The 21,780-nt window shown below is 71.4% G+C and carries 18 protein-coding genes; 9 read left to right on the top strand and 9 right to left on the bottom strand.

Going from position 1 to position 21,780, the window contains the following annotated elements; all coding sequences use genetic code 11:
- The first annotated feature begins 31 nt into the window (after positions 1 to 31).
- Positions 32 to 2,548, top strand: coding sequence for a galactose oxidase-like domain-containing protein (locus ACIGYR_RS26185; RefSeq protein WP_399597318.1), 2,517 nt, complete (start codon positions 32 to 34; stop codon positions 2,546 to 2,548).
- A gap of 119 nt (positions 2,549 to 2,667) precedes the next feature.
- Here ACIGYR_RS26185 and ACIGYR_RS26190 read toward each other — a convergent pair whose 3' ends face one another.
- The 4 genes from ACIGYR_RS26190 to ACIGYR_RS26205 form a co-directional block, all read right to left on the bottom strand.
- A complete protein-coding gene (locus ACIGYR_RS26190) occupies positions 2,668 to 3,399 on the bottom strand; it encodes a Mut7-C RNAse domain-containing protein (RefSeq protein WP_391840170.1) in 732 nt (243 codons plus the stop codon).
- Between the two features lie 33 nt (positions 3,400 to 3,432).
- Positions 3,433 to 4,074: a TetR/AcrR family transcriptional regulator gene (locus ACIGYR_RS26195; protein WP_399597321.1), complete on the bottom strand. Its 642-nt coding sequence runs from the start codon at positions 4,072 to 4,074 to the stop codon at positions 3,433 to 3,435.
- Positions 4,071 to 5,639, bottom strand: a complete 1,569-nt coding sequence (locus tag ACIGYR_RS26200; protein WP_399597324.1) for an MFS transporter — start codon at positions 5,637 to 5,639, stop codon at positions 4,071 to 4,073. The genes ACIGYR_RS26195 and ACIGYR_RS26200 overlap by 4 nt, the downstream gene beginning before the upstream one ends.
- A gap of 160 nt (positions 5,640 to 5,799) precedes the next feature.
- The gene (locus ACIGYR_RS26205; RefSeq protein ID WP_391840174.1) at positions 5,800 to 6,513 is read right to left on the bottom strand and encodes a hemolysin III family protein; all 714 of its coding nucleotides are present in this window, start codon (positions 6,511 to 6,513) and stop codon (positions 5,800 to 5,802) included.
- A 280-nt stretch (positions 6,514 to 6,793) separates the two neighbouring features.
- Here ACIGYR_RS26205 and ACIGYR_RS26210 point away from each other — a divergent pair, with 280 nt between their 5' ends.
- Positions 6,794 to 8,617: a phosphoenolpyruvate carboxykinase (GTP) gene (locus ACIGYR_RS26210; protein WP_391840175.1), complete on the top strand. Its 1,824-nt coding sequence runs from the start codon at positions 6,794 to 6,796 to the stop codon at positions 8,615 to 8,617.
- A gap of 226 nt (positions 8,618 to 8,843) precedes the next feature.
- On the opposite strand, the gene ACIGYR_RS26215 is transcribed toward ACIGYR_RS26210, so the two are convergent.
- Positions 8,844 to 9,263 carry a hypothetical protein gene (locus ACIGYR_RS26215; protein ID WP_399597328.1) on the bottom strand — a complete coding sequence of 140 codons (420 nt, stop codon included), beginning with the start codon at positions 9,261 to 9,263 and terminating at the stop codon, positions 8,844 to 8,846.
- A gap of 89 nt (positions 9,264 to 9,352) precedes the next feature.
- Complete coding sequence (locus ACIGYR_RS26220; protein ID WP_399597330.1) at positions 9,353 to 10,564, bottom strand: pyridoxal phosphate-dependent aminotransferase; 1,212 nt, start codon at positions 10,562 to 10,564, stop codon at positions 9,353 to 9,355.
- 126 nt (positions 10,565 to 10,690) lie between these two features.
- Between ACIGYR_RS26220 and ACIGYR_RS26225 the strand changes: the two genes are divergently transcribed.
- Entirely contained in the window at positions 10,691 to 11,431 is a 741-nt protein-coding gene (locus tag ACIGYR_RS26225) for a hypothetical protein (protein ID WP_399597333.1), read from the top strand.
- Positions 11,432 to 11,642: 211 nt separating this feature from the next.
- The gene (locus tag ACIGYR_RS26230) at positions 11,643 to 12,500 is read left to right on the top strand and encodes a serine protease (protein WP_399597336.1); all 858 of its coding nucleotides are present in this window, start codon (positions 11,643 to 11,645) and stop codon (positions 12,498 to 12,500) included.
- Between the two features lie 17 nt (positions 12,501 to 12,517).
- Here the strand turns inward: ACIGYR_RS26230 and ACIGYR_RS26235 are convergent, their stop codons facing one another.
- Together ACIGYR_RS26235 and ACIGYR_RS26240 are read right to left on the bottom strand one after the other, a co-directional pair.
- On the bottom strand, positions 12,518 to 14,128 hold the full coding sequence (locus ACIGYR_RS26235; protein ID WP_399597339.1) for an amidohydrolase family protein: 1,611 nt from the start codon (positions 14,126 to 14,128) through the stop codon (positions 12,518 to 12,520).
- 10 nt (positions 14,129 to 14,138) lie between these two features.
- Positions 14,139 to 15,434 carry an amino acid deaminase gene (locus ACIGYR_RS26240; protein WP_399597341.1) on the bottom strand — a complete coding sequence of 432 codons (1,296 nt, stop codon included), beginning with the start codon at positions 15,432 to 15,434 and terminating at the stop codon, positions 14,139 to 14,141.
- A 193-nt stretch (positions 15,435 to 15,627) separates the two neighbouring features.
- Between ACIGYR_RS26240 and ACIGYR_RS26245 the strand changes: the two genes are divergently transcribed.
- The 5 genes from ACIGYR_RS26245 (at position 15,628) to ACIGYR_RS26265 (ending at position 20,120) form a co-directional block, all read left to right on the top strand.
- Positions 15,628 to 16,659 (top strand): sugar kinase, encoded by a 1,032-nt coding sequence (locus ACIGYR_RS26245; protein ID WP_399597343.1) that lies wholly within the window; start codon positions 15,628 to 15,630, stop codon positions 16,657 to 16,659.
- Entirely contained in the window at positions 16,656 to 17,420 is a 765-nt protein-coding gene (locus ACIGYR_RS26250; protein ID WP_399597346.1) for an IclR family transcriptional regulator, read from the top strand. Before ACIGYR_RS26245 ends, ACIGYR_RS26250 begins: the two co-directional genes overlap by 4 nt.
- The gene (locus ACIGYR_RS26255) at positions 17,417 to 17,827 is read left to right on the top strand and encodes a RidA family protein (protein WP_399597348.1); all 411 of its coding nucleotides are present in this window, start codon (positions 17,417 to 17,419) and stop codon (positions 17,825 to 17,827) included. The genes ACIGYR_RS26250 and ACIGYR_RS26255 overlap by 4 nt, the downstream gene beginning before the upstream one ends.
- Before the next feature lie 183 nt (positions 17,828 to 18,010).
- Positions 18,011 to 19,495, top strand: coding sequence for a GntP family permease (locus ACIGYR_RS26260; RefSeq protein WP_399597350.1), 1,485 nt, complete (start codon positions 18,011 to 18,013; stop codon positions 19,493 to 19,495).
- A 37-nt stretch (positions 19,496 to 19,532) separates the two neighbouring features.
- Positions 19,533 to 20,120, top strand: coding sequence for a hypothetical protein (locus ACIGYR_RS26265; protein ID WP_399597352.1), 588 nt, complete (start codon positions 19,533 to 19,535; stop codon positions 20,118 to 20,120).
- Between the two features lie 7 nt (positions 20,121 to 20,127).
- Here the strand turns inward: ACIGYR_RS26265 and ACIGYR_RS26270 are convergent, their stop codons facing one another.
- Positions 20,128 to 21,471 (bottom strand): M14 family metallopeptidase, encoded by a 1,344-nt coding sequence (locus ACIGYR_RS26270; RefSeq protein ID WP_399597354.1) that lies wholly within the window; start codon positions 21,469 to 21,471, stop codon positions 20,128 to 20,130.
- Positions 21,472 to 21,780: the final 309 nt, after the last annotated feature.

The following is a 21,780-nucleotide window of genomic DNA, read 5'->3' on the forward strand; positions in this document are numbered from 1 at the left end:
GGACCCGTCACCGATCGAGGGGGGACCCGCCATGCCGTACACCGTCATGCCCTACCGTCCGGGCACGCACCGCCCGGGCAGACCGTCCAGAGCCCGGCCGAGCCGGACCCGCCTGCTGCTGACCGCCCTGCTGCTGTTCACCGCCGCACTCGGCCTCGGCCCGCTCGGCGCCCAGCGCGCCACCGCCGTGAGCAACCTGGTGCAGAACCCGGGCCTCGAGGTCCTCGACGGTTCGTCACAGTTCCCGCAGTGCTTCGAGAAGTCGGGCTGGGGCGACAACGACTTCTCCTTCGCCGTCACCTCCGACGCCCACGGCGGCAGCCGCGCCGTCCGTATCCAGCTGACCCGGCGCGGCGACGGCGACCGCAAGACGATGATGCTGGAGAACTCCTGCGCCCCGCGGGTCGCTCCCGACCACCAGTACGACCTGTCGTTCTGGTACAAGTCCACGACACCGAACGTGGCGTTCACCCTGTTCCGGCACGACACCGCACAGGGCTGGGTCTACTGGACCGACCTGAAGACCCTGCCCCAGGCGGCCGGCTGGACCCGCACCGAGGTACGCACCCCGGTCATCCCGCCCCACACCGACCAGATCACCTGGGGCGGCGCCCTGTACGGCGCCGGCACCCTCACCACCGACGACTACGCGATGACCGACGCCACCGTCCTCGCCGACCCGGAACCCTGCACGACGGGGGGCACCGGCCCCGAGTGCCGGGGCAAGTGGACCGTGCAGTCCACCAACTCCCCGGTGCGCGCCATCCACTCGGTGCTCCTGCACACCGGCAAGGTGCTGCTGATCGCGGGCTCCGGCAACGACCGGGCCGCGTTCGCCGCCGGTACCTTCAAGACCACCCTGTTCGACCCGGCCACCGGCACCTACACCGACATCCCGACCCCGGAGGACTTCTTCTGCGCCGGGCATGTCCAGCTCCCGGACGGCCGGGTGCTGGTGGTCGGCGGCAACAAGGACTACGCCTCCCCGGACGGCAGCGTCGGCTACAAGGGTTTGCGGACCAGCTACGTCTTCGACCCGGCCCAGAACAAGTACCTCAAGGTCAACGACATGCTGGCCGGCCACTGGTACCCGTCCGCCACCGAGATGGGCAACGGTGACGTCGTCGCGCTCGGCGGCCTCGGCGAGGACTCCACCGGCACGGTCGTCAACGAGCACTTCTCCTACGCCCGGAACACGTGGCTGCCGATGGGCGAGGCCAGGCAGGCGTGGTCCTTCTGGGGCCTGTACCCGTCGATGATCCTGCTCCAGGACGGCCGCCTCTTCTACACCGGCAGCCATGTCTTCGGCCCCGGCCTGCCCGGCACCGGTGCCTCCGTCTACGACTACGACACCGGGACGATCGGCGAGGTGCCCGGACTGCGCAAGAAGGACGAGCGCGACGAGTCCATGTCGGTCCTGCTGCCTCCCGCCCAGGACCAGAGGGTCCTCACCATGGGCGGCGGCAACCACACCGTCTCCCCGGACGCCCACCGGCTGGTCGACCTGATCGACATGAAGGCCGACTCCCCGCGGTACGTGCCGGCCCCCGACCTGCCGCAGGGCCACTACACCGACGGCAGTCCGCAGACCGGCGCCCAGGGCAAGGTCTACGTCTCCGCCGTGATCCTGCCCGACGGCAAGGTCCTGGAGACCGGTGGCGCCCTGCACACCTACCGCGAGGACCCGGTCTTCGAGGCGTCCCTGTACGACCCGGCCACCAACGCCTTCCAGGCGGGCCTGGCCACCGACCCGGTCCCGCGGACCTACCACTCCTCGTCCACGCTGCTGCCGGACGGCCGGGTGCTCAGCATCGGCAACAACCCCGGTGACGGCTCCTTCGACCAGCGCGTGTCGATCTACGAGCCGCCGTACCTGTTCAAGGGAGACCGGCCGAAGATCACCTCGCTCGCCGGCACCCGCTGGACGTACGGCACCGCGCAGCGCATCACCGTCGACAAGCCGGTGGTGAAGGCGTCCCTGATCCGTCCGGCCGCCGTCACCCACTCCACCGACCCCAACCAGCGCTATGTCGACCTGCCGATGACGGTCGACGGCAACACCATCGACCTCAGCCTGACCAGCAACCCGAACCTGGCACCGCCCGGCTGGTACATGCTGTCGGTGGTCGACGCGAACGGCGTGCCGTCGGTGGCGAAGTGGGTGCGCGTCGGCTCCGAGGGCCAGGTCGCCGCGGCCCGGGTGCAGTCCTTCGCCGACGAACTCACGGCGAGCGAGCCGAGCACGAGCGGTGCGAGCGGTACTGACGGCACGAGCGGCACGGACAGCATGAGCGGTATGGGGCACGGGTCGGCGCACCGGCACCCCGACGTGAAGATGGCCGAGGGCTACGACGGCTGCGACCACGCCTACGGCCGGATCAACCAGTGCGTGCCGTGGACGTTCCCGAAGATGCCGCAGGCCGATCGGTGCGCGTGGCTGCTCGCCAAGGGCTACGGCCGCCTCCCGGTGCACGGCCGCGACCGGCACCACCTGGACCGCGACAAGGACGGCATCGCCTGCGGGAAGGGAGACGTCAGGCGCAGCTGAGGGGCAGCGGGGCCGGCAGGGGCCCGGCGCCTCACCGCGACAGCACGGCCCCGGGCCCGGCGCGCGTCCACCGGCCCGGGCCGCCGCGCGGCCGGGTCCCCGCGCACCGGCGGCCCTCCTCAGCTGCCCTGGGTGCGCATTCGCAACGCCCGCTCCACGACCGCCTCCAGCTGCTCGTGGTGGGCGCCCTTCCAGTAAGCGCGACCGCAGGCCGTGCACCGGGCGAACACGTCGTACGACCGCTGGGTACCGTCCTTGAGCTGGTCGGCGACCTCCTCCTTGGTGGCCTCCTTCAGCAGCCCGTTGCAGGCGGTGCAGCGGGTCCAGGGGCGCAGGTCGGGGGCGAAGCGGTCCAGTACGTCGTGGAGCTGGTCGTCGGGGCGGGTGCTGTGGACGAACGCGCCGGCCCACAGCTCCCGGCGGCGCAGCAGGCCCCGGTCGCGGCTGAGCATGACCCGCTTCTCGGCCGCCGAGCGTGCGGCCAGCGCAGGGTCGCCGATGTCCGTCGACTCGTAGGCCGCGTCCACGCCGAGCAGCCGCAGCCGGCGGGCCAGCGTGCCGAGGTGGACGTCGAGGAGGAAGCGGAGGGGGGCGCCGGGGACGTGCTGGGGACGTTCCACCGCACGGACCGAGACGCGCTCTCCTGCCGCCGGGACGTGCGAGACGGGCACCTCGCGGTCGTCCACGACCAGCGCGCCGACCTCGGTGAGCGGGACCCCGAGGGACTCGACGACGTGCCCGAGCGTCGAGACGCCGTCCGTGGCCAGCACCGTGGCCCCGCCACGGCGGGCGGCCGACACGAACAGACGCAGCTCGGGGGCGACTTCGACGTGGATCTCCGTTCCGTTCACCCCGCCAGGATGTCACGGGCGGTGCCGTGGGCCTCAGGGGTTCGCGGGAGGGAGACCGTGCTCCATGACGTCCAGGGCGCGCTCCATGAGGTCCCGTAGCTCGCCCTCGAAGCCGTTCTCCGCCCAGTACATGGAGACCTCCATCATCCCGCCGATGAGGGCCATCGCGCTGACGCGCACCTCGAGGCTCTCCGGGTCGAGGCCCGTGCGCTCCGCGATGGCCTGGCGGAGCATGAGGCCGGTCTCCGTCATGCTCTCGAAGTAGCGGGAGCGGATGGCGGGGACCTGGACCCCGAGGCGGGCGCGCAGCCGGAGCACCTCCGGGTCCTCCCGCTCGCTCAGGCCGAGGGCCCTGCGCATCACGTGCCGCAGGGAGTCCATCCACGGCTCGTCCTCGGGCCGTGCGCGCAGCTCCTCCAGCATCAGGGGGTCGTACTCGTCCGTGAGGACGATGTCCTCCTTGGTCGGGAAGTAACGGAAGACGGTCGACGGCGACACCTCGGCCCGGTCGGCGATCTGCTCGATCGTCGTGGCGTCGTACCCCTGCTCCTTGACCAGCGCGTAGGTCGCCGCGCGGATCGCCTCACGGGTCTTGATCTTCTTCCGCTCCCGCAGTCCGAGTCGGGGGCGGTCGGCGGGGGAGTAGGGGGAAGGTGCGGCCGTCATGGGGGTCATTCTCCGGCATCGGTCCCGGAGGTGACCATCTCCGGGGTGCGGCGCGACTCGTTCCGCGCGGCGGGCGCCGGGCCCGGCAGGCACGTGGCGGCCAGCAGCGCCGAGACCAGGGCGGCGATCCCGCACACCAGGAGGACCAGGTCCATGCCGTGGACGTAGGCGCTGTTCGCGGAGGCCGCCAGGTGGGCGGAGCCCGCGTCCCGGGCCACTGTGTGCGCGGCGACGACGGAGTCGCCCACGGTGTCCGCGAGCTTCGCCGGCAGCCCGGCCACGTCGATCCGGTCGCGGAAGGCGCTCGCCAGCAGGCTGCCGAGCAGGGCGATACCGACCGCCGCGCCGACCTGACGCAACGTCATCAGCAGTCCGGAACCGCTGCCGGCCCGGTCGCGGGGGAGAGTGCCGAGGGCGCCGTCCATCGCGGGCACCACGGAGAAACCGAACCCGACGCCCGCGACCGAGAGCCACAGCGCGGTGAAGCCGTAGCCGGAGTCGACCGTCGTACGGCTGCCGAGCAGCGCGGAGAACGCCAGCACGGCCAGGCCGGCGCTCACCACGGCCCGGGGACCGAACCGGGCGACGACCGGCTGCGCGCCCCGCGCGGCCAGCAGCAGACCGCCCATCATCGGCAGCAGGCGCAGACCCGTGCCGAAGGCGTCGTGGCCGAGCACGGCCTGGAGGTACGGGGGCAGCACGAACAGCAGGCCCGACAGCACGAACATCACCAGGGTGGCCGCGAGCGTGTTGAAGAGGAAGCCGCGGTGGGCCAGCAGCGTCATGTCGAGCATGGGGCGGGTGGCCTGCCGTTCGCGCAGCACCAGTGCCGTGAGCAGGACGACGGCCGCCGCGAACGCCGCCAGGACCAGCGCGTCGCCCCAGCCGCGGTCGGGTGCCTCGATGATCGCGTAGATGAGGGCGCCGAGGCCGGTGGCGGTGAGCGCTGTGGACAGGACGTCGACCTTCGGGGAGGCGGGGTCGCTGGTCTCGGGGAGCAGCAGGACGCAGGCGGCGATGCCGATCGCGGCCATGGGGACGTTGACGAGGAAGACCGAGCCCCACCAGAAGTGGTTCAGCAGCCAGCCGCCGATGATCGGGCCGAGTGGCATGCCCAGTGCCGAGGCGGCCGAGATGACGCCGACGGCCTTGGTGCGCTCCGCGGGGCCGAAGAGCGAGGGCAGCACCGAGAGGGCGAGCGGCGTGACGAGCGCGCCGCCGACGCCCATGAACGCGCGGGCGGCGATGACCCAGTGCGCGTCGCCGGCCAGCGCGCCCACCAGTGAGCCGGCGAGGAAGAGACCGAGTCCGGTGATCAGCATCAGCCGTCGCCCGAAACGGTCGCCGAGGAGGCCGGCGGGAAGCATCAGCGCGGCGAAGACGACGACGTACGCGTCCGCCATCCACTGCTGCTGGCCGGTGGTGGCGCCGAGGTCGCCGGCCATGGTCGGCAGCGCCACGTTGAGGATCGTCATGTCGAAGCCGAGCGTGAGCATGCTCGCGATCAGGGCCCCGAGGGCCCACCAGCGGCGGGGGTCGGGCCGCGACTCAGGAGTCTGAATGACAGTAGCCATGAAATGAGAGTAACTATCAAAATCGAGGGACTGTCAATGGATGGGAGGTGTCAGGGGATGGAAAGCGGCCACGGCTCGTCCGGGCCGTGGCCGTGCGGGGGGGGAACGCACGACGGCCACGGCTCGGATGAGCCGTGGCCGTGAGGGCGGGTGGGAGGGGTCAGGCGTGCTGGTAGGCCACCAGCGAGATGCCGACGTAGTGGACGACGAACGCGGCGAGGGTGAAGGAGTGGAAGACCTCGTGGAATCCGAACCAGCGCGGTGAGGGGTTGGGGCGCTTGATGCCGTAGATCACCCCGCCGGCGCTGTAGAGCAGACCGCCGACGACCACCAGGACCAGGACGGCGACCCCGCCCGTGCGCAGGAAGTCGGGCAGGAAGAAGACGGCCGCCCAGCCCATCGCGATGTAGCAGGGCGTGTAGAGCCAGCGCGGGGCGCCGACCCAGAAGACGCGGAAGACGATGCCGGCCGCCGCGGCGGCCCAGATCCCCCACATCAGCCACTGCCCCTTGGTGCCGGGCAGGAGCAGCATGGTCAGCGGGGTGTAGGTGCCCGCGATGATCAGGAAGATGTTGGCGTGATCCAGGCGGCGCAGCACGCCGTCCATCCGCGGGCCCCAGTCGCCCCGGTGGTACAGCGCGCTGACCCCGAAGAGCAGACAGGCCGTCAGGGCGTAGATCCCGCAGGCGATGCGGCCTCTGGTCGAGTCGGCGAGGGCGGTGAGCGCGAGGCCCGCGATGAGTACGGCCGGAAACATGCCCAGGTGCAGCCAGCCGCGGAGTTTGGGCTTGACCGGATGCGGCAGGGGGAGCGCGACGGGACCGCGGCCGGCGGCCGGCGTGTCCAGAGGCGCGTCGGAGGCGGACGCAGTCATGGGCCGCATGGTACCGACGTCGCCGTAAGTCACCGGTCAATGCGCGGTCGACCAAGCCACCGGGCAAAAAGTCCTTCAGCTGAACCCAACGTGGACGCAAAGAGTCACGGTAACCGTGGGATTCGTCACTCCGCTCACCTGTGATGCACTCTGGACAGATGGGCACTAAACTCGGATGATCAAATGAGTGCGGTCGGCACCGGATGAGCGGCTACGAAGCGTCCGGGTCGAGGCCCCCACGGGGCGGACAAGACAAAAAATCCCTCATTTAGGAGCAATCGTGGCGCGCGACATCGCGGCTCCCCCCGTCGTCCCCACCAACCACCAGGAACTGATCTCGTGGGTCAACGAGATCGCCGAACTGACGCAGCCGGACAGCGTGGTCTGGTGTGACGGCTCCGAGGCCGAGTACGAGCGGCTGTGCGAGGAACTGGTCGCCAAGGGAACGTTCAGGAAGCTCGACCCGGTCAAGCGCCCGCACTCCTACTACGCCGCCTCCGACCCGACCGACGTCGCGCGCGTCGAGGACCGCACCTTCATCTGCTCCGAGAAGGAGCAGGACGCCGGTCCGACCAACCACTGGAAGGCCCCCGCCGAGATGCGGGAGATCTTCGCCGGTGAGAAGGGTCTGTTCCGGGGCTCGATGCGGGGCCGCACGATGTACGTCGTCCCGTTCTGCATGGGCCCGCTCGGCTCCCCGCTGTCCGCGCTGGGCGTGGAGATCACCGACTCCGCGTACGTCGCCGTCTCCATGCGCACGATGACGCGCATGGGCCAGGCCGTCCTGGACGAACTGGGCGACGAGGGCTTCTTCGTCAAGGCCGTCCACACGCTCGGTGCCCCGCTGGAGCCGGGCCAGGAGGACGTCCCCTGGCCGTGCAACTCCACCAAGTACATCTCGCACTTCCCCGAGGACCGCGAGATCTGGTCCTACGGCTCCGGCTACGGCGGCAACGCCCTGCTCGGCAAGAAGTGTTACGCCCTGCGCATCGCCTCGGTCATGGCCCGTGACGAGGGCTGGCTGGCCGAGCACATGCTGATCCTCAAACTCACCCCGCCGCAGGGCGAGTCGAAGTACGTCGCCGCCGCCTTCCCGAGCGCCTGCGGCAAGACCAACCTCGCCATGCTGGAGCCCACGATCTCCGGCTGGACGGTGGAGACCATCGGCGACGACATCGCCTGGATGCGGTTCGGCGAGGACGGCCGGCTGTACGCGATCAACCCCGAGGCCGGCTTCTTCGGCGTCGCGCCCGGCACCGGTGAGCACACCAACGCCAACGCGATGAAGACCCTGTGGGGCAACGCGGTCTTCACCAATGTCGCGCTCACCGACGACGGCGACGTCTGGTGGGAGGGCATGACCGAGGAGTCCCCGGCCCACCTGACCGACTGGAAGGGCAACGACTGGACGCCGGCGTCCCAGACCCCGGCCGCCCACCCCAACGCCCGCTTCACGGTGCCCGCCTCGCAGTGCCCGATCATCGCGCCGGAGTGGGAGGACCCCAAGGGCGTGCCGATCTCGGCGATCCTCTTCGGTGGCCGCCGCGCCACCGCGGTGCCGCTGGTGACGGAGTCCTTCGACTGGAACCACGGCGTCTTCCTCGGCGCCAACGTGGCCTCCGAGAAGACGGCCGCGGCCGAGGGCAAGGTCGGCGAACTGCGCCGCGACCCGTTCGCGATGCTGCCGTTCTGCGGCTACAACATGGGCGACTACATGGCGCACTGGATCGACGTCGCCAAGGACAAGGACCAGTCCAAGCTGCCGAAGATCTACTACGTCAACTGGTTCCGCAAGAACGACGAGGGCAAGTTCGTCTGGCCGGGCTTCGGCGAGAACTCCCGTGTCCTGAAGTGGATCGTGGAGCGGCTGGAGGGCAGGGCCGAGGGCGTCGAGACCCCGATCGGCGTCCTGCCGGCCAAGGGTTCCCTCGACACGGACGGTCTCGAACTGTCCGAGTCCGACCTGGGTTTCCTGCTCACGGTGGACAAGGAGGTCTGGCGCGAGGAGGCCGCCCTGATCCCCGAGCACCTCGACACCTTCGGCGACCACACCCCGAAGGAGCTGTGGGACCAGTACCGCGCGCTGGTGGAGCGCCTGGGCTGACTCCCACCGAAGACCCCACGGCCGGCCGGGGTGTGCCCTGACCAGCGATCGTCACGACCGGCCGTGGTGCAACCCCGAGGGGCCCCGCACGAGGACGTGCGGGGCCCCTCGTGATCGGTGCGTCGCGGCCCGGGAGGCCGGCCGGGGCGGCGTGGTGTGTGGCGCCCGGTCCGCGCGTCGCTGCGGGTGCACGCGGACCGGGGCCGATCGGGGGACCCGGCGGGGATCAGCGCGCAGCGCTGAGTTCCTTCGGGTCGGCCAGGGCGGCTGTGTGCGCGTCCATCCGCTCGGCGGCGAGGATCGCCGCCGCCGTGTCCGCGCGCGAGGCGGCGACCACCAGCGCCCGGCCGGCGAGCGTGTGCGCCCGCCGGTGCAGTGCGCCCGGATCGCCCGCCGCGGCCGGCGCCGCGCGCAGCGGCGCACGTCCTCCGCGCAGCCGGGCCACCTGCGCGGTGAGGCGCTCGGCGGCCGTGTCCAGGCCGGCGGACGGAGTCAGGGCGCGCAGCTCGTCGGTGACCGCGAGCAGTGCGGCGAGGTGACCGGCGAGCTGGATGTCCAGCTCCTCCTCGCGCGATCGGTGGGGGAAGTCCGAGGTGGTGCCGGCCATCGTGCTGTGGACCGACTTGGTGCGGATCGGCTCGTACATGGCGGATGGCCTCCTGTGCTCTGACAGGAAGCCATCCTAGCTTAGATTTCGTCTAAAGTTGAGTCGAGTCACGGAGTGAAGTCCGTCGACTACGGTTGGCCGTACCCGTCCAGGAAGTTCCCGATCCTGGTCACCGCGTCGCGCAGATCGCCGACCGTCGGCAGGGTCACCACGCGGAAGTGATCCGGCTCCGGCCAGTTGAAGCCGGAACCCTGGACGACCATGATCTTCTCTTGCCGCAGCAGGTCCAGGACCAGCTGCCGGTCGTCCTTGACCTTGAAGACCTGCGGGTCCAGGCGCGGGAACAGGTACAGCGCGCCCCTCGGCCGTACGCAGCTCACCCCGGGGATCTGGGTCAGCAGCTCGTACGCGGTGTCCATCTGCTCCTTCAGCCGCCCGCCCGGCAGCACCAGGTCGTTGATCGACTGGCGACCGCCGAGCGCGGCGACCACCCCGTGCTGGCCCGGCATGTTGGCGCACAGCCGCATGTTCGCCAGGATCGTCAGGCCCTCGATGTAGGAGTCGGCGTGGGCGCGCGGGCCGGAGATCGACATCCAGCCGACGCGGTAGCCCGCCACCCGGTACGCCTTCGACATGCCGTTGAAGGTGAGGGTGAGCAGATCGGGGGCGACCTTCGCGGTCGGGGTGTGGGTGGCTCCGTCGTAGAGGATCTTGTCGTAGATCTCGTCGGAGCAGACCAGCAGGTTGTGCCGGCGGGCGATGTCCGTCAGCCCCTTGAGCATCGCCTCGTCGTAGACGGCGCCCGTGGGGTTGTTCGGGTTGATGACGACGATCGCCTTGGTGCGGTCGGTGACCTTGCGCTCGATGTCGGCGAGGTCGGGCATCCAGTCGGACTGCTCGTCGCAGCGGTAGTGCACCGCCGTACCGCCGGACAGGGAGACGGCCGCCGTCCAGAGGGGATAGTCCGGTGCCGGTACGAGGACCTCGTCGCCGTCGTCGAGGAGCCCCTGCATCGCCATCACGATCAGCTCGGAGACGCCGTTGCCGATGAAGACGTGCTCGACGTCCGTCTCGATGCCGAGGGTCTGGTTGTGCATGACGACCGCGCGGCGGGCGGCGAGCAGGCCCTTGGCGTCGCCGTAGCCGTGCGCGGTGGAGACGTTGCGGAGGATGTCCTCCAGGATCTCCGCCGGGCACTCGAAACCGAAGGCGGCCGGGTTGCCGGTGTTGAGCTTGAGGATGCGGTGACCCGCCGCCTCCAGCCGCATGGCCTCTTCGAGCACCGGACCCCGGATCTCGTAACAGACGTTGGCGAGCTTGGTCGACTGGATCACCTGCATGTCCGTGAGCTTACGACCCGGTCATGCCTCACGGGTCGTGTTTTCCGCCACGTGAGACACGAAGATTTGCCCGGAAAACGCCGCCGACTGTCTCGGGAGTCACTTGCGTCCCTAGAATCCGCTGGCATGTCCACGGAACGGGAGCATGAGGCGGGGGCGTACGGCATGGACGCAGGGGGCGGCGCGCCCGGGATCCGGCCGAACGTGTACCGACCGGTGCCGGCTGCGGCCCCCGCGTACGAGGAGTACGCCGACCCCGCCGCCGCGCACGGCTGGCAGAACGCGTACGACCAGACGCGCGAGCTGCCCCCGGTGCCCCCGGAGCCCGGGCCGCCGGCCGTCGGCGAGGGGCGCGCCGGGCGCCGCCGGGCGCGGCGGCGCCCGGGAGGCCGCCGACGGGTGGCGGTCGTCGCCGGCGCCCTGGGGGCGGTGGCCGGAACCGTCGCGGTGATCGCCGCTGTGGCCGGATCGGGCTCCCCGGACGGGTCTCGCCCCGCGGACGGCGGACGGGTCGCCGACGGCCCCGCCGCCGGCACGGCCGGCGCCACCCCGGACTCGGCGTCCCCGGCCGCCACCGCCCCGGCCTCGGCGTCGCCGGCCGGCACGGGCTCCGCCGTGACGGCCCCGGCCACCGCCGTCCGGTCCGCCGCGGCCCCGCTGACCCCTACGGCCGCCCTCCCGGCCGGCGGCCCGGGATCCGGGGGCACCGGGGGCAGCTCGCGTGAGCCGAGCGGCAGTCCGGCGGCCGCGACCTCGGCCCCCGTCTCCCCCACACCCACTGTGCCGTCCGCCGCGCCGACGACGTCCGGCCCCGGCAACCCCGGTCACCGGCACCACGGCCACGACTGGCCGGGCCGCCCGTACTGACCTGACGAACCGTCCGGCCCCCCGCCCCGTCCGGGAACGTCGTCGTCAAGTCCGGGCGGACAGGCAGCGGTTGCCGTTCGGCAGAGGGAAACCCCTATGACCTGACGCGGCTTCTTGTCCCCGCCCCTCTTCCCTGCCGACAATGCGCATGACAACCAACGGGGCGACCGGAACACCTCCGGTCGCCCACGTCGTAAGAGGGGACCCCCACGTGAACAAGCCTCTCCTTGCCGCGCTTTCCGCCCTGGCGATAGCCGGGCTCGGCGCGACCCCGGCGATGGCCGCCCCGCACACCGACGTCAAGACCGCCCCGCACACCGCGAAGGCCGCCAAGGCCACGGTCGACTTCGCCGGCACCGTCTCGCTCAGCAACTGCTCCGGCTCCGTCATCCGCTTCCCCGGCTCCGCCGACACCGACCCGGCCCTCGTGCTGACCAACGGCCACTGCCTGGAGACCGGCATGCCGGACGCCGGTGAGGTCATCACCGGCCAGTCCTCCAGCCGTTCCTTCGGTCTGCTGAACTCCGCCGGCACCAAGATCGCCACCCTCCGCGCCAACCAGGTCGTCTACTCGACCATGACCGACACGGACGTCACCATCTACCGGCTGACCACCACGTACGCGAAGATCAAGAGCTCGTACGGGATCAGCCCGCTCACCGTGCAGGACACGCACCCCACGGCCGGCACCACCATCAAGGTGGTCTCCGGCTACTGGAAGCGCATCTACGGCTGCAACGTCGACGGGTTCGTCTACCGGCTGAAGGAGGGCGACTGGACCTTCAAGGACTCGGTCCGCTACACCTCCGCCTGCAACACCATCGGCGGCACCTCCGGCTCACCGGTCGTCGACACCGCCACCGGCAAGGTCGTCGCCGTCAACAACACCGGCAACGAGGACGGCGAGCGGTGCACGGTGAACAACCCGTGCGAGGTCGACGCGAACGGCAACGTCACCGTCCGCCAGGGCATCAACTACGCCCAGGAGACCTACCTCATCCCGGCCTGCTTCACCACCGGGAACACGCTCAACCTGACCGCGGCGGGCTGCACCCTGCCCAAGCCGTAGCCACCGGCGGCGGGCGGTCACACCGGGGTACGGCGGACCGCCCGCCCCGCCAGTACGTCCGTCCGCCTGCCGTCCTCGATGACGAACCGGCCGTCGATGAGCACGTGCGGGATCCCGGTGGGCAGCGTCCGGGGCTCGGCGAAGGTGGCGCCGGAGGCGACCGTCCGCGGGTCGAACAGCACCAGGTCGGCCCGGTACCCCTCGCGCACCAGCCCGCGGTCCGGCAGCCGCAGCCGCGCCGCGGGCCGGGAGGTGAGGCGGGCGACGCACTCCTCCAGCGACAGCACGCCCAACTCGCGTACGTAGTACCCGAGATAGCGCGGGAAAGTGCCGTACGCGCGCGGGTGCGGCTTGGTGCCCCGCAGGATGCCGTCGGAGCCGCCGGTGTGCGCGCGGTGCCGCATGATCGCGCGGACGTTCTCCTCGTGGCCGACGTGCTGGAGGATCGTCGTGCCGAGCCGGTCCGCCACCAGGAGGCGGTGCGCGGTGACCCACGGGGACTCGCCCCGCGAGTCCGCCGACTCGCGGACACTGCGGCCCACGTGGTCACCGAGGGCCGGATCGCTCACCCCGGAGATCTCGATCGTCTCCCACTCCACCGGCACCCCGTGGCAGCCGTCGGAGCCGGTGACCTCCAGGTCGTGCCGGATCCGCGCGGCCGTCACCGGGTCGGCGAGCCGGGCCAGGATCTCCTCCGGGCCGCCCTCGCTCGCCCAGCTCGGCAGCAGCGCGGCGAGGGTCGTGCAGCCGGGGGTGTAGGGATAGGTGTCCAGCGTGATGTCCGCGCCCTCGTCCAGGGCCCGGTCGAGCAGGGCCAGCAGCTCGGGCGCCCGGCCCTCGTTCACGCCGAAGTTCATCGTGGCGTGCGCGAGATGCAGCGGGCAGCCGGCCTCCCGGGTCAGTTCGACCATCTCGGCGTACGCCTCCAGGGCGCCGGCGCCGTAGGAGCGGTGGTGCGGGCAGTAGTAGCCGCCGTACCCGGCCACCACCCGGCACAGCTCGGTCAGTTCGACGTCCCCGGCATACATGCCCGGGGTGTAGGTGAGTCCGGAGGACAGCCCGACGGCGCCCTGCTCCAGCCCCTCGGCCACCAGCCGCCGCATCCGGTCCAGCTCCTCGGGCGTCGCCTCGCGGTCCGCCCAGCCCACGGCCAACGCCCGGACCGTACCCTGCGGGATCAGGTAGGCGGCGTTGACCGCGATGCCCCGGTCCAGACGGTCGAGGTACTCGCCGACCGACCGCCAGTCGAAGTCGATGCCGTCGCCGTACCCGTTCCACCCGGTGATCGCCCGCCGCACCTCCTCCAGGGTGCGGTCGTCCACCGGCGCGTACGACAGCCCGTCCTGGCCGAGCACCTCCAGCGTGACCCCTTGCGCGGCCTTCGCGCTGTGGTCGGGGTCGCGCAGCAGGGCCAGGTCGGAGTGGGCGTGCATGTCGATGAAGCCGGGGGAGAGGACCAGGCCCTCCGCGTCCATCTCGCGCACGGCACGCGGCCGTTGGCAGCCCGCGGCGGCCGCCTCCTTGACGATGGAGACGATCCGGCCGCCGTCGATCACGACGTCGGCGCGGTAGGAGTCCGCCCCGCTGCCGTCGACGACGTCGGCGTCCCGGATGACCAGGTCCTCCACGGGGGGCCTCCTAGAAGAACGTGCGGATGTAGTCGACGACCGTGCCGTCCGCCTCGGCGACCGGGATCAGCTGCCACTTGTCGAAGGACGTGCACGGGTGGGACAGGCCGAGGCCGATCCAGTCCCCGACCTCGACGTCCGCCTCCGGGTCCGTGCGCAGCCAGGTGTGCTGGTCGGACAGACCGGTCACGGTGACGCCGGTGGCCGGGCGCTCGACACCGTCGCGGCGTACCACCTGCGCGGCCGGCAGGTCCAGGTCGTAGGCGGCGTCCCGCTTGCCCGCGTTGGCGAAAGCCTGCCCGGAGGCGGGCCGGGAGACGACCTGTGCCCACAGCCGGAAGGCGGGCTCCAGAGCACCCTCCTGCGGGACCCGGGCGAACGGGGTGAGCCTGCGGTAGTGCCCGTCGTCGTGGGAGACGTACGCCCCCGAGCGCAGCAGCTTCAGCACGGGCGCGGAGAGTTCGGGGATCCCGGCGAAGACGTCGGCCACCGCGTCGAACCAGGCGCTGCCGCCCGCGCTCACCACGATCTCCTCCACGCCCTCGAACCGTCCGCCCTTGTCCAGCTCGGCGGCCAGCGCGACCAGCCGCCGCAGATACGACCGCACGCGCTCCGGATCGGCCTTCGGCACCTCGCCCTCGTAGCCCGCCACCCCGACCAGGCGCAGGGTCGTCGCGGCGGTCACGGCCTGCGCGACGGCCGCGCACTCCGCCTCGGTACGCACACCGGTCCGGGCCGCCTCGCCCGCGCCCAGCTCCACGACCACGTCCACGGGGCGGGCGGCGCCGCGCAGGGCCGCGTCCATCAGCTCCACCCCGCGCACGGAGTCGACGTAGCAGACGAAACGGAACTCCGGGTCGGCGGCCAGCTCGCCGGCGATCCAGCGCAGGGCGGGGGCGTCCACCAGCTCGTTGGCGAGGAAGACCCGCTGGACACCGAACGCACGCGCCACCCGCACCTGGTGGGGCACCGCCAGCGTGACGCCCCACGCGCCGTGCTCGATCTGGCGGTGGAAGAGCTGCGGGGCCATCGAGGTCTTGCCGTGCGGGGCGAACGCCAGGCCGTGCCGGGAGGTGTACGTCTCCATCAGCGCGAGGTTGTGCTCCAGGCGCTCGGCGGACAGGGCGAGGACGGGGGAGGTGAAGCCGTCTCCGTCCCGGAAGAGGTTGCGGCGCTGGGCGGCCAGCTCGGCGACCGTCAGTCCGTCGGCGTCCGCGGGGAGGCCCTTGAAGCGGTGGTCGACGCGTTCCTCGGCAAGGCGGGCGAGGCGTTCCGTGGCCTGGCGGGCGAGCGCTTCGTTGCTCATCGAGCCCCTCTCTCGACCGTTGCGGGATGTGCAACGGTCATTGCATGCGGTGCTTACTGGTGTCTAGCATCTCGGCGAACACCGGGTCAACGGAGTCGCCGCCCGGTCATCGACAGGAGTCATCATCGACGACGCTGCTTACGCCTCAGCCGTTCCGCACGAACCCGTGGGCCGGGCGGAGCCGGGGGATCCCGTGGACGTCGTGGCACTCGGCGAGTCCATGGTCACCTTCCTGCCCAGCCGGCCGGGCCGCCTCGCGGACGTCCCCGCCTTCCACCGCGCGATCGGCGGCGCCGAGTCCAACGTCGCCTGCGTGCTGGCGGCCGCCGGGCACTCCACACGATGGGTGAGCCGGGTGGGCGCGGACGGCTTCGGGCAGCACCTGGTGGAGCGGATCGCCGGATACGGGGTCGACACCGGCGCCGTGCGCACCGACCCCGCCCGGCCCACGGGCATCTACTTCCGTACCGCGGCCGACCGGGACACCGACGCCCACGAGGTGGCGTACTACCGGGCCGGCTCCGCGGCCTCCGCCATGGCCGCGGACAACGTCGACCTGGCGGCGGCGCGGTCGGGGCGGGTGCTGCACCTGTCCGGGATCACCGCCGCGCTGTCCGGCACCTGCCTGGAGCTGCTGCGCGAGCTGACCGCGCGCCGGCCCGGCCGGCCGCTGATCTCCTTCGACGTCAACTACCGGCCCGCGCTCTGGCCGGACGCCGACGGACCACAGGTGCTGCTGGAGCTCGCGAGAGGCGCCGACATCGTGTTCGTCGGCGACGACGAGGCACGCCGGGCCTGGGGGCTGCGCGGCGGCCGGGCCGTCCTGGAGGCGCTGCCCGGACCGTCGATCGTGGTCATCAAACAGGGCAAGGGCGGAGCCACCGCCTTCGAGAGGAACACCGAGGGACCCGCGGACGCCGACGGCCGCGCCGTCCTCGTCCGGGCACCCGGCGTGGACGTCGTCGCCCACGTCGGCGCCGGGGACGCCTTCGCCGCCGGCTTCCTCTCCGCGACCCTCCGGGGGCTGCCCCTGCGGGACCGCCTCCGCCACGGGCACCTCTTCGCCGCCGCCGCCCTCACCACCCCCGGCGACCTCGCCGCACCCCCCGCCCGCGGCCACGCCGACCGCCTCGCCGCCCTGGACGACGACGCATGGGGGAGACTTCGACTCGGCCCCGGCTGGACGCAAGCCGAGCAGGCCGAGGAGGAGGCGAACATCCCATGAGTCAGACCGTCGACCGCGCCCTGAGCATCCTGCCGCTGCTCGCCGAGGGCCCCGCCGACCTCGGACAGGTCGCCGACCGCCTGGGCGTGCACAAGTCCACGGCCCTGCGTCTCCTGCGCACCCTGCACGAACACGGCCTGGTCTACCGCCAGTCCGACCAGCGCTACCGCCTCGGCGCCCGGCTCTTCGCCCTCGCCCAGGAGGCCATGGAGAACCTCGACATCCGCGAGATCGCCCACCCCCACCTCGCGCGGCTGAACGAGCAGTGCGGACACACCGTCCACCTCGCGGTCCACGAGGAGAACGAGGTGCTGTACATCGACAAGGTGGACAGCCGCTACCCGGTCCGCATGTACTCGCGGATCGGCAAGCCGGTGGCCATCACCGTGGCGGCCGTCGCCAAACTGCTCCTCGCCGACCTGCCCGCGGCCGAGCGCCGCGCACTCGCCGAGCAGCTCGACTACCCGATGTACACGGCCCGTTCCACCGCCAACGCCGAGGCGTTCCTCAAGGAACTGGCCACGGTGCGCGAACAGGGCTGGGCCACCGACCTCGGTGGCCACGAGGAGTCCATCAACTGCGTCGCCGCCCCCATCCGCGGCGCCGACGGCCGGGTGGTCGCCGCGATGTCGGTGTCCGCGCCGAACGTGGTCGTCACCGCCGAGGAACTCCTCACCCTGCTCCCGCTGGTCCGCCGCACGGCGGACGCGATCAGCGGCGAGTACTCCGGAAGAACGCCAGTGAAGGGCACCCCCGCATGACCGAGAAGACCGCGCTCACCCCCAAGACCCACATCACCCCGCCCGCGAAGTTCTCGCACGGCGTGCGGAAGGGCAACATCCTCCAGGTGGCCGGCCAGGTCGGCTTCCTGCCCGCCGAGGAGGGCAAGCCCCCGACGCCCGCCGGCCCGACCCTGCGCGAGCAGACCCTGCAGACCCTCGCCAACGTCAAGGCGATCCTGGAAGAAGGCGGCGCGACCTGGGACGACGCGATGATGATCCGCGTCTACCTCACCGACGTGGACCACTTCGCCGAGATGAACGAGATCTACAACACCTACTTCGAGGAGCAGGGCCTCACCCAGCCGCCCGCCGCCCGCACCACGGTCTACGTCGGTCTGCCGGCCGGCCTCCTCATCGAGATCGACGTCCTCGCCGTCCTGAACTGACGACTCCCTCGCCGTCCTGAGCTGACGACGTCCTCGCAGTCCTGAGCTGACGACGTCCTCGCCGTCCTGAGCTGACGACTCCCCGGCTTCCGCACATCCCGTACGGCACGGCGCCCACCTGGGCCGCCGTGCCGCGATCCGCCCTGCCCGAAAGCACGATGCACTTATCCAGAGGACCCCCGTATGTCCTTCCCGCTCGCCGCCCCCGCCCCCGCCCCCGCCGCCCCGCCCCACACCGGCGGCCTGCTCCTCCTCCTCGACGGCACCACGGGCCTGCTCACCGTCGCCGCCCTCGGCATAGCCCTGCTGCTCTTCCTGATCATCAGAGTCAGGCTCCAGCCCTTCGTCGCCCTGCTCGCCGTCTCCATAGCCGTCGGCCTGCTGGCCGGCCTCTCGGTGACCGAACTCTTCGGCACCGTCCAGCGCTCCGACGCCGTCTCCACCATCGAGTCCGGCATGGGCGGCATCCTCGGCCATGTCGCGATCATCATCGGCCTCGGCACCATGCTCGGCGCGATCCTCGAAGTCAGCGGCGGGGCCGAGGTGCTGGCCTCCCGCCTGCTGGCCCTCTTCGGTGCCCGCCGAGCCCCCCTCGCGATGGGCCTGACCGGCCTCATCTTCGGTATCCCGGTCTTCTTCGATGTCGGCATCTTCGTCCTCGCGCCGCTCGTGTACGCCGCCGCCAGACGATCCGGCAAGTCGATCCTGCTCTACTGCCTGCCCCTGCTCGCGGGTCTGTCCATGACCCACGCCTTCCTGCCGCCGCACCCGGGCCCGGTCGCCGCCGCCGGACTGCTGCACGTGCAGCTCGGCTGGGTCGTCCTCATGGGCATCGTCTGCGGTCTGCCCGCCGTACTGGCCGCCTGGGCGTACGCCGCCTGGATCGGCAGGCGGATCTTCGTCGCCGTACCGCAGGACATGGTGGAGGCGGCGGAAGAGGCCAGGCAGGCGGTCGTGGCCGAGCAGCGCGCGCAGGGCGTGGAGCCGCAGGAGAGGCCGGTACCCCTGGCCACGGTCCTCGCCATCATCGGTACGCCCCTGGTGCTGATCCTCGCCGCGACCTTCTCCTCGATCGCCCTCGATCCGTCCCCCGGCCGCTCGGTCCTGGAGTTCTTCGGCAGCCCCTTCGTCGCCCTCACCATCGCCCTGCTCCTCGCGTACTGCCTCCTCGGCATCCGCCGCGGCTGGTCCCGCAAGTCCCTGGAGACGGTGTCGACGGCGTCCCTCAAGCCGGTCGGCAACATCCTGCTGGTCGTCGGCGCGGGCGGTGTCTTCGGCGCCGTCCTCAAGGCCAGCGGGGTCGCCCAGGCGCTGTCGGACACCTTCCACGACGTGGGCCTGCCAGTGATCGTCCTGGCGTACCTGATCTCGCTGGTGCTGCGGGTGGCCCAGGGCTCGGCGACGGTGGCGATCGTGACGAGCGCCGGCATCGTGGCCCCGCTTCTGACGGAGGGTCACCACTCGCAGGCATTCGTCGCCCTCGTCATCATGGCCATCTCGGCGGGCTCCATTTTCGCCTCCCATGTCAACGACGGCGGCTTTTGGATGGTGGCCAAGTACTTCGGCATCAGCGAGCGGGACACGCTGCGGACCTGGACGGTCCTGGAGTCCGTGCTGTCACTGGCGGGGTTCGCGGTGGCGGCGGTGGTCAGCGTGTTCGTGAGCTGACTGGTTCCGGCACAGGTAAGTCGTCCATACTGCGGCCGTGGAGCAGCGCATAGGAGCGAACAGCAAGCCGTTGAAGGGCGGGCCGTTGAAGGCCGAGCCCGTGACGGGCGCCGGTTTCGACCCGGCCTTCATCCCGGGACTCACGGGGCCGACTCCGACGGCATCGGTGTCGAAGGAGCCGGTGGCCGAGGAGCCGGAGGCCAAGGCTTCGGAGGAAGCCGGGAAGCCGGTGGCCGAGGACTCCGTGGTCGAGGACTCGACGACCGGGGACTCGACGACCGAGGAGCCGGCGGCCGAGGAATCGAGTGCCGAGGACTCGGCTGAGCCTGCCGGGGAGCCGGCGGACGGGCCGGTGTTCGAGGCGTCCGACCGCCGGGCCCGGATAGTGGCCGACCGCAAGGGCGTCCGCCTCAAGCTGGACGAGGAGGCATGTGAGTTCCGCTGGGAGGAGATCGCCGCGGTGGAGACGGAGTCGCCCCGCTTCGGCAAGCGGTACACGATCACCGTGCACACCCCTGACCGCCGCTGGTTCCCGATCGAGATCGAGGCGACGGCCAGGGCGCGCTTCAAGGAGTGGGACGAGCAGCTGGACGCGGTGCTCGACGCCTACTTCGAGGACGCGTAGCCGCTGGCTAGCCGCAGTACTGGCCGGCCTTACCGATGGCCCGGTACATGCAGTCGGCGTTCTCCAGCAGCTGCAACACGGCGTCCTTGTTCCGGGAGGTCTCCCGCTCGATGACTTCGTCGGGCGGGTAGAACCCGCCGTCCCAGGCGGACGTCGGATACATCTCGAAGGTGTAGTCGAAGATCTTCTGTGTACCCCACAGATAGTCGTCGATCGACCCGTCCGTGATGTACAGGTCGCTGGACTGCTCGGCGGTGTACCCGTTGCTGGCGGCCATCTTCTGCCCCACGGCCTTGAACGCGGCGGCGTCGTCCGCGGTCATCCCGGGGGCGGTGTCGTTGTACGTCCACCCGAACGGCCACAGCACCAGCTCGCTGTAGGTGTGGAAGTCGATGCCCGCCTTGATCTGCTGCTCGCCCCCGACGACCCGGCCGCGCACGAAGTCGGCGACGACCTTCACCTCGGGCGCGGACTCGGGGGAGGTCCCGCGGTAGGTCTCGGACGATTTGCTGCTCGAGGACCCGCCGCAGCAGCCCCACTTGTAGTCCCAGTTCCGGTTGAGGTCGGTCCCGACGGACGAGGAACCGGCGTTGGGCTGCCGGTTCTTGCGCCACGACCGGTACGACCCGCTGGCGATGTCGTACTCGCCGCCGTCCGGATTCAGATCGGGGACGATCCAGATCTCCCGGCTGTTGACGATGTTCGTGATCCGCGAGTCCGACCCGTACCCCGCGCCGAGTTCCCGTAGCAGGTAGAGGGCCATCTCCACGGTCAGATGCTCCCGGGCGTGCTGATGCGCGGTGAACAGCACCTCGGGCTCGTCCTCGTCGGTGCCGACGTTGTCGCTGACCTTGATGGCGACGATGTCCCGCCCCTGGTACGACTTCCCGATCACCCGCTTGCTCATGATGCCCGGGTAGGCGGCGAGCCGCTGGTCGATCTCGGCGTTCACCTCGGCGTAGTTGTGGTACTTCGAGTCGGCGCTGGGGAAGTCGTACAGCCGCGCCTCACCGCGTCGCGGCGCGCTTGCCGACGGCTGGACCTCATACCCCAGTCGGCGCAGCTCGCGAATCTGCTCCGGCCGCCCGGAGACGACGACGGTTTCCTCGTCGGCCTCGTCCACGGTGACGCCGGTGGCCTGAATGGCCGTACGGGTCACGGGGTTCGTGCTCTGGTGGATCTCGTACTGCCGTATGTCGCCCCCGGAAGGCGTGACCTTCCGGACGCTGTCCGCGCTGGCGTTACCGACGGTGGCCGAGACAGGGGCGGCGAGGGCGAGGGCCAGCAGCGCGCCGAGGGCGGCGGTACGTCTGCTGCCACGGGCGCCGGAGCCGCGGATGCGAAGTCGCATGAACTCTCCTTGGGGTGGAGGTGGGGATGTTCGCGTGCGACGTGCGGATGCGGACCCGCCGGGGCCGTGTGTCTGCGTGGTCTCCCTGTGAGTCCGCTGTGCGGGTTGGCGCTCATGGTGCGACGTTGGCATGATCAGGTCAAGCTTTGCCGGAGTCGATGGCGTGAACCGTGCCATGGCAGGGGGCGGGGTGGGTCGACGCACGCCGGCGGGGGGGGGGCCGGGGGGGGGGGGGGGGGGGGGGGCCGGGGGGGGGGGGGGGCGGGGGGGGGGGTGGTGGAGGGCTGTGGTCGGGTGGCCGGTGGGGCG

Source organism: Streptomyces sp. NPDC053076, assembly GCF_044546845.1.
Taxonomy (GTDB): Bacteria; Actinomycetota; Actinomycetes; order Streptomycetales; family Streptomycetaceae; genus Streptomyces.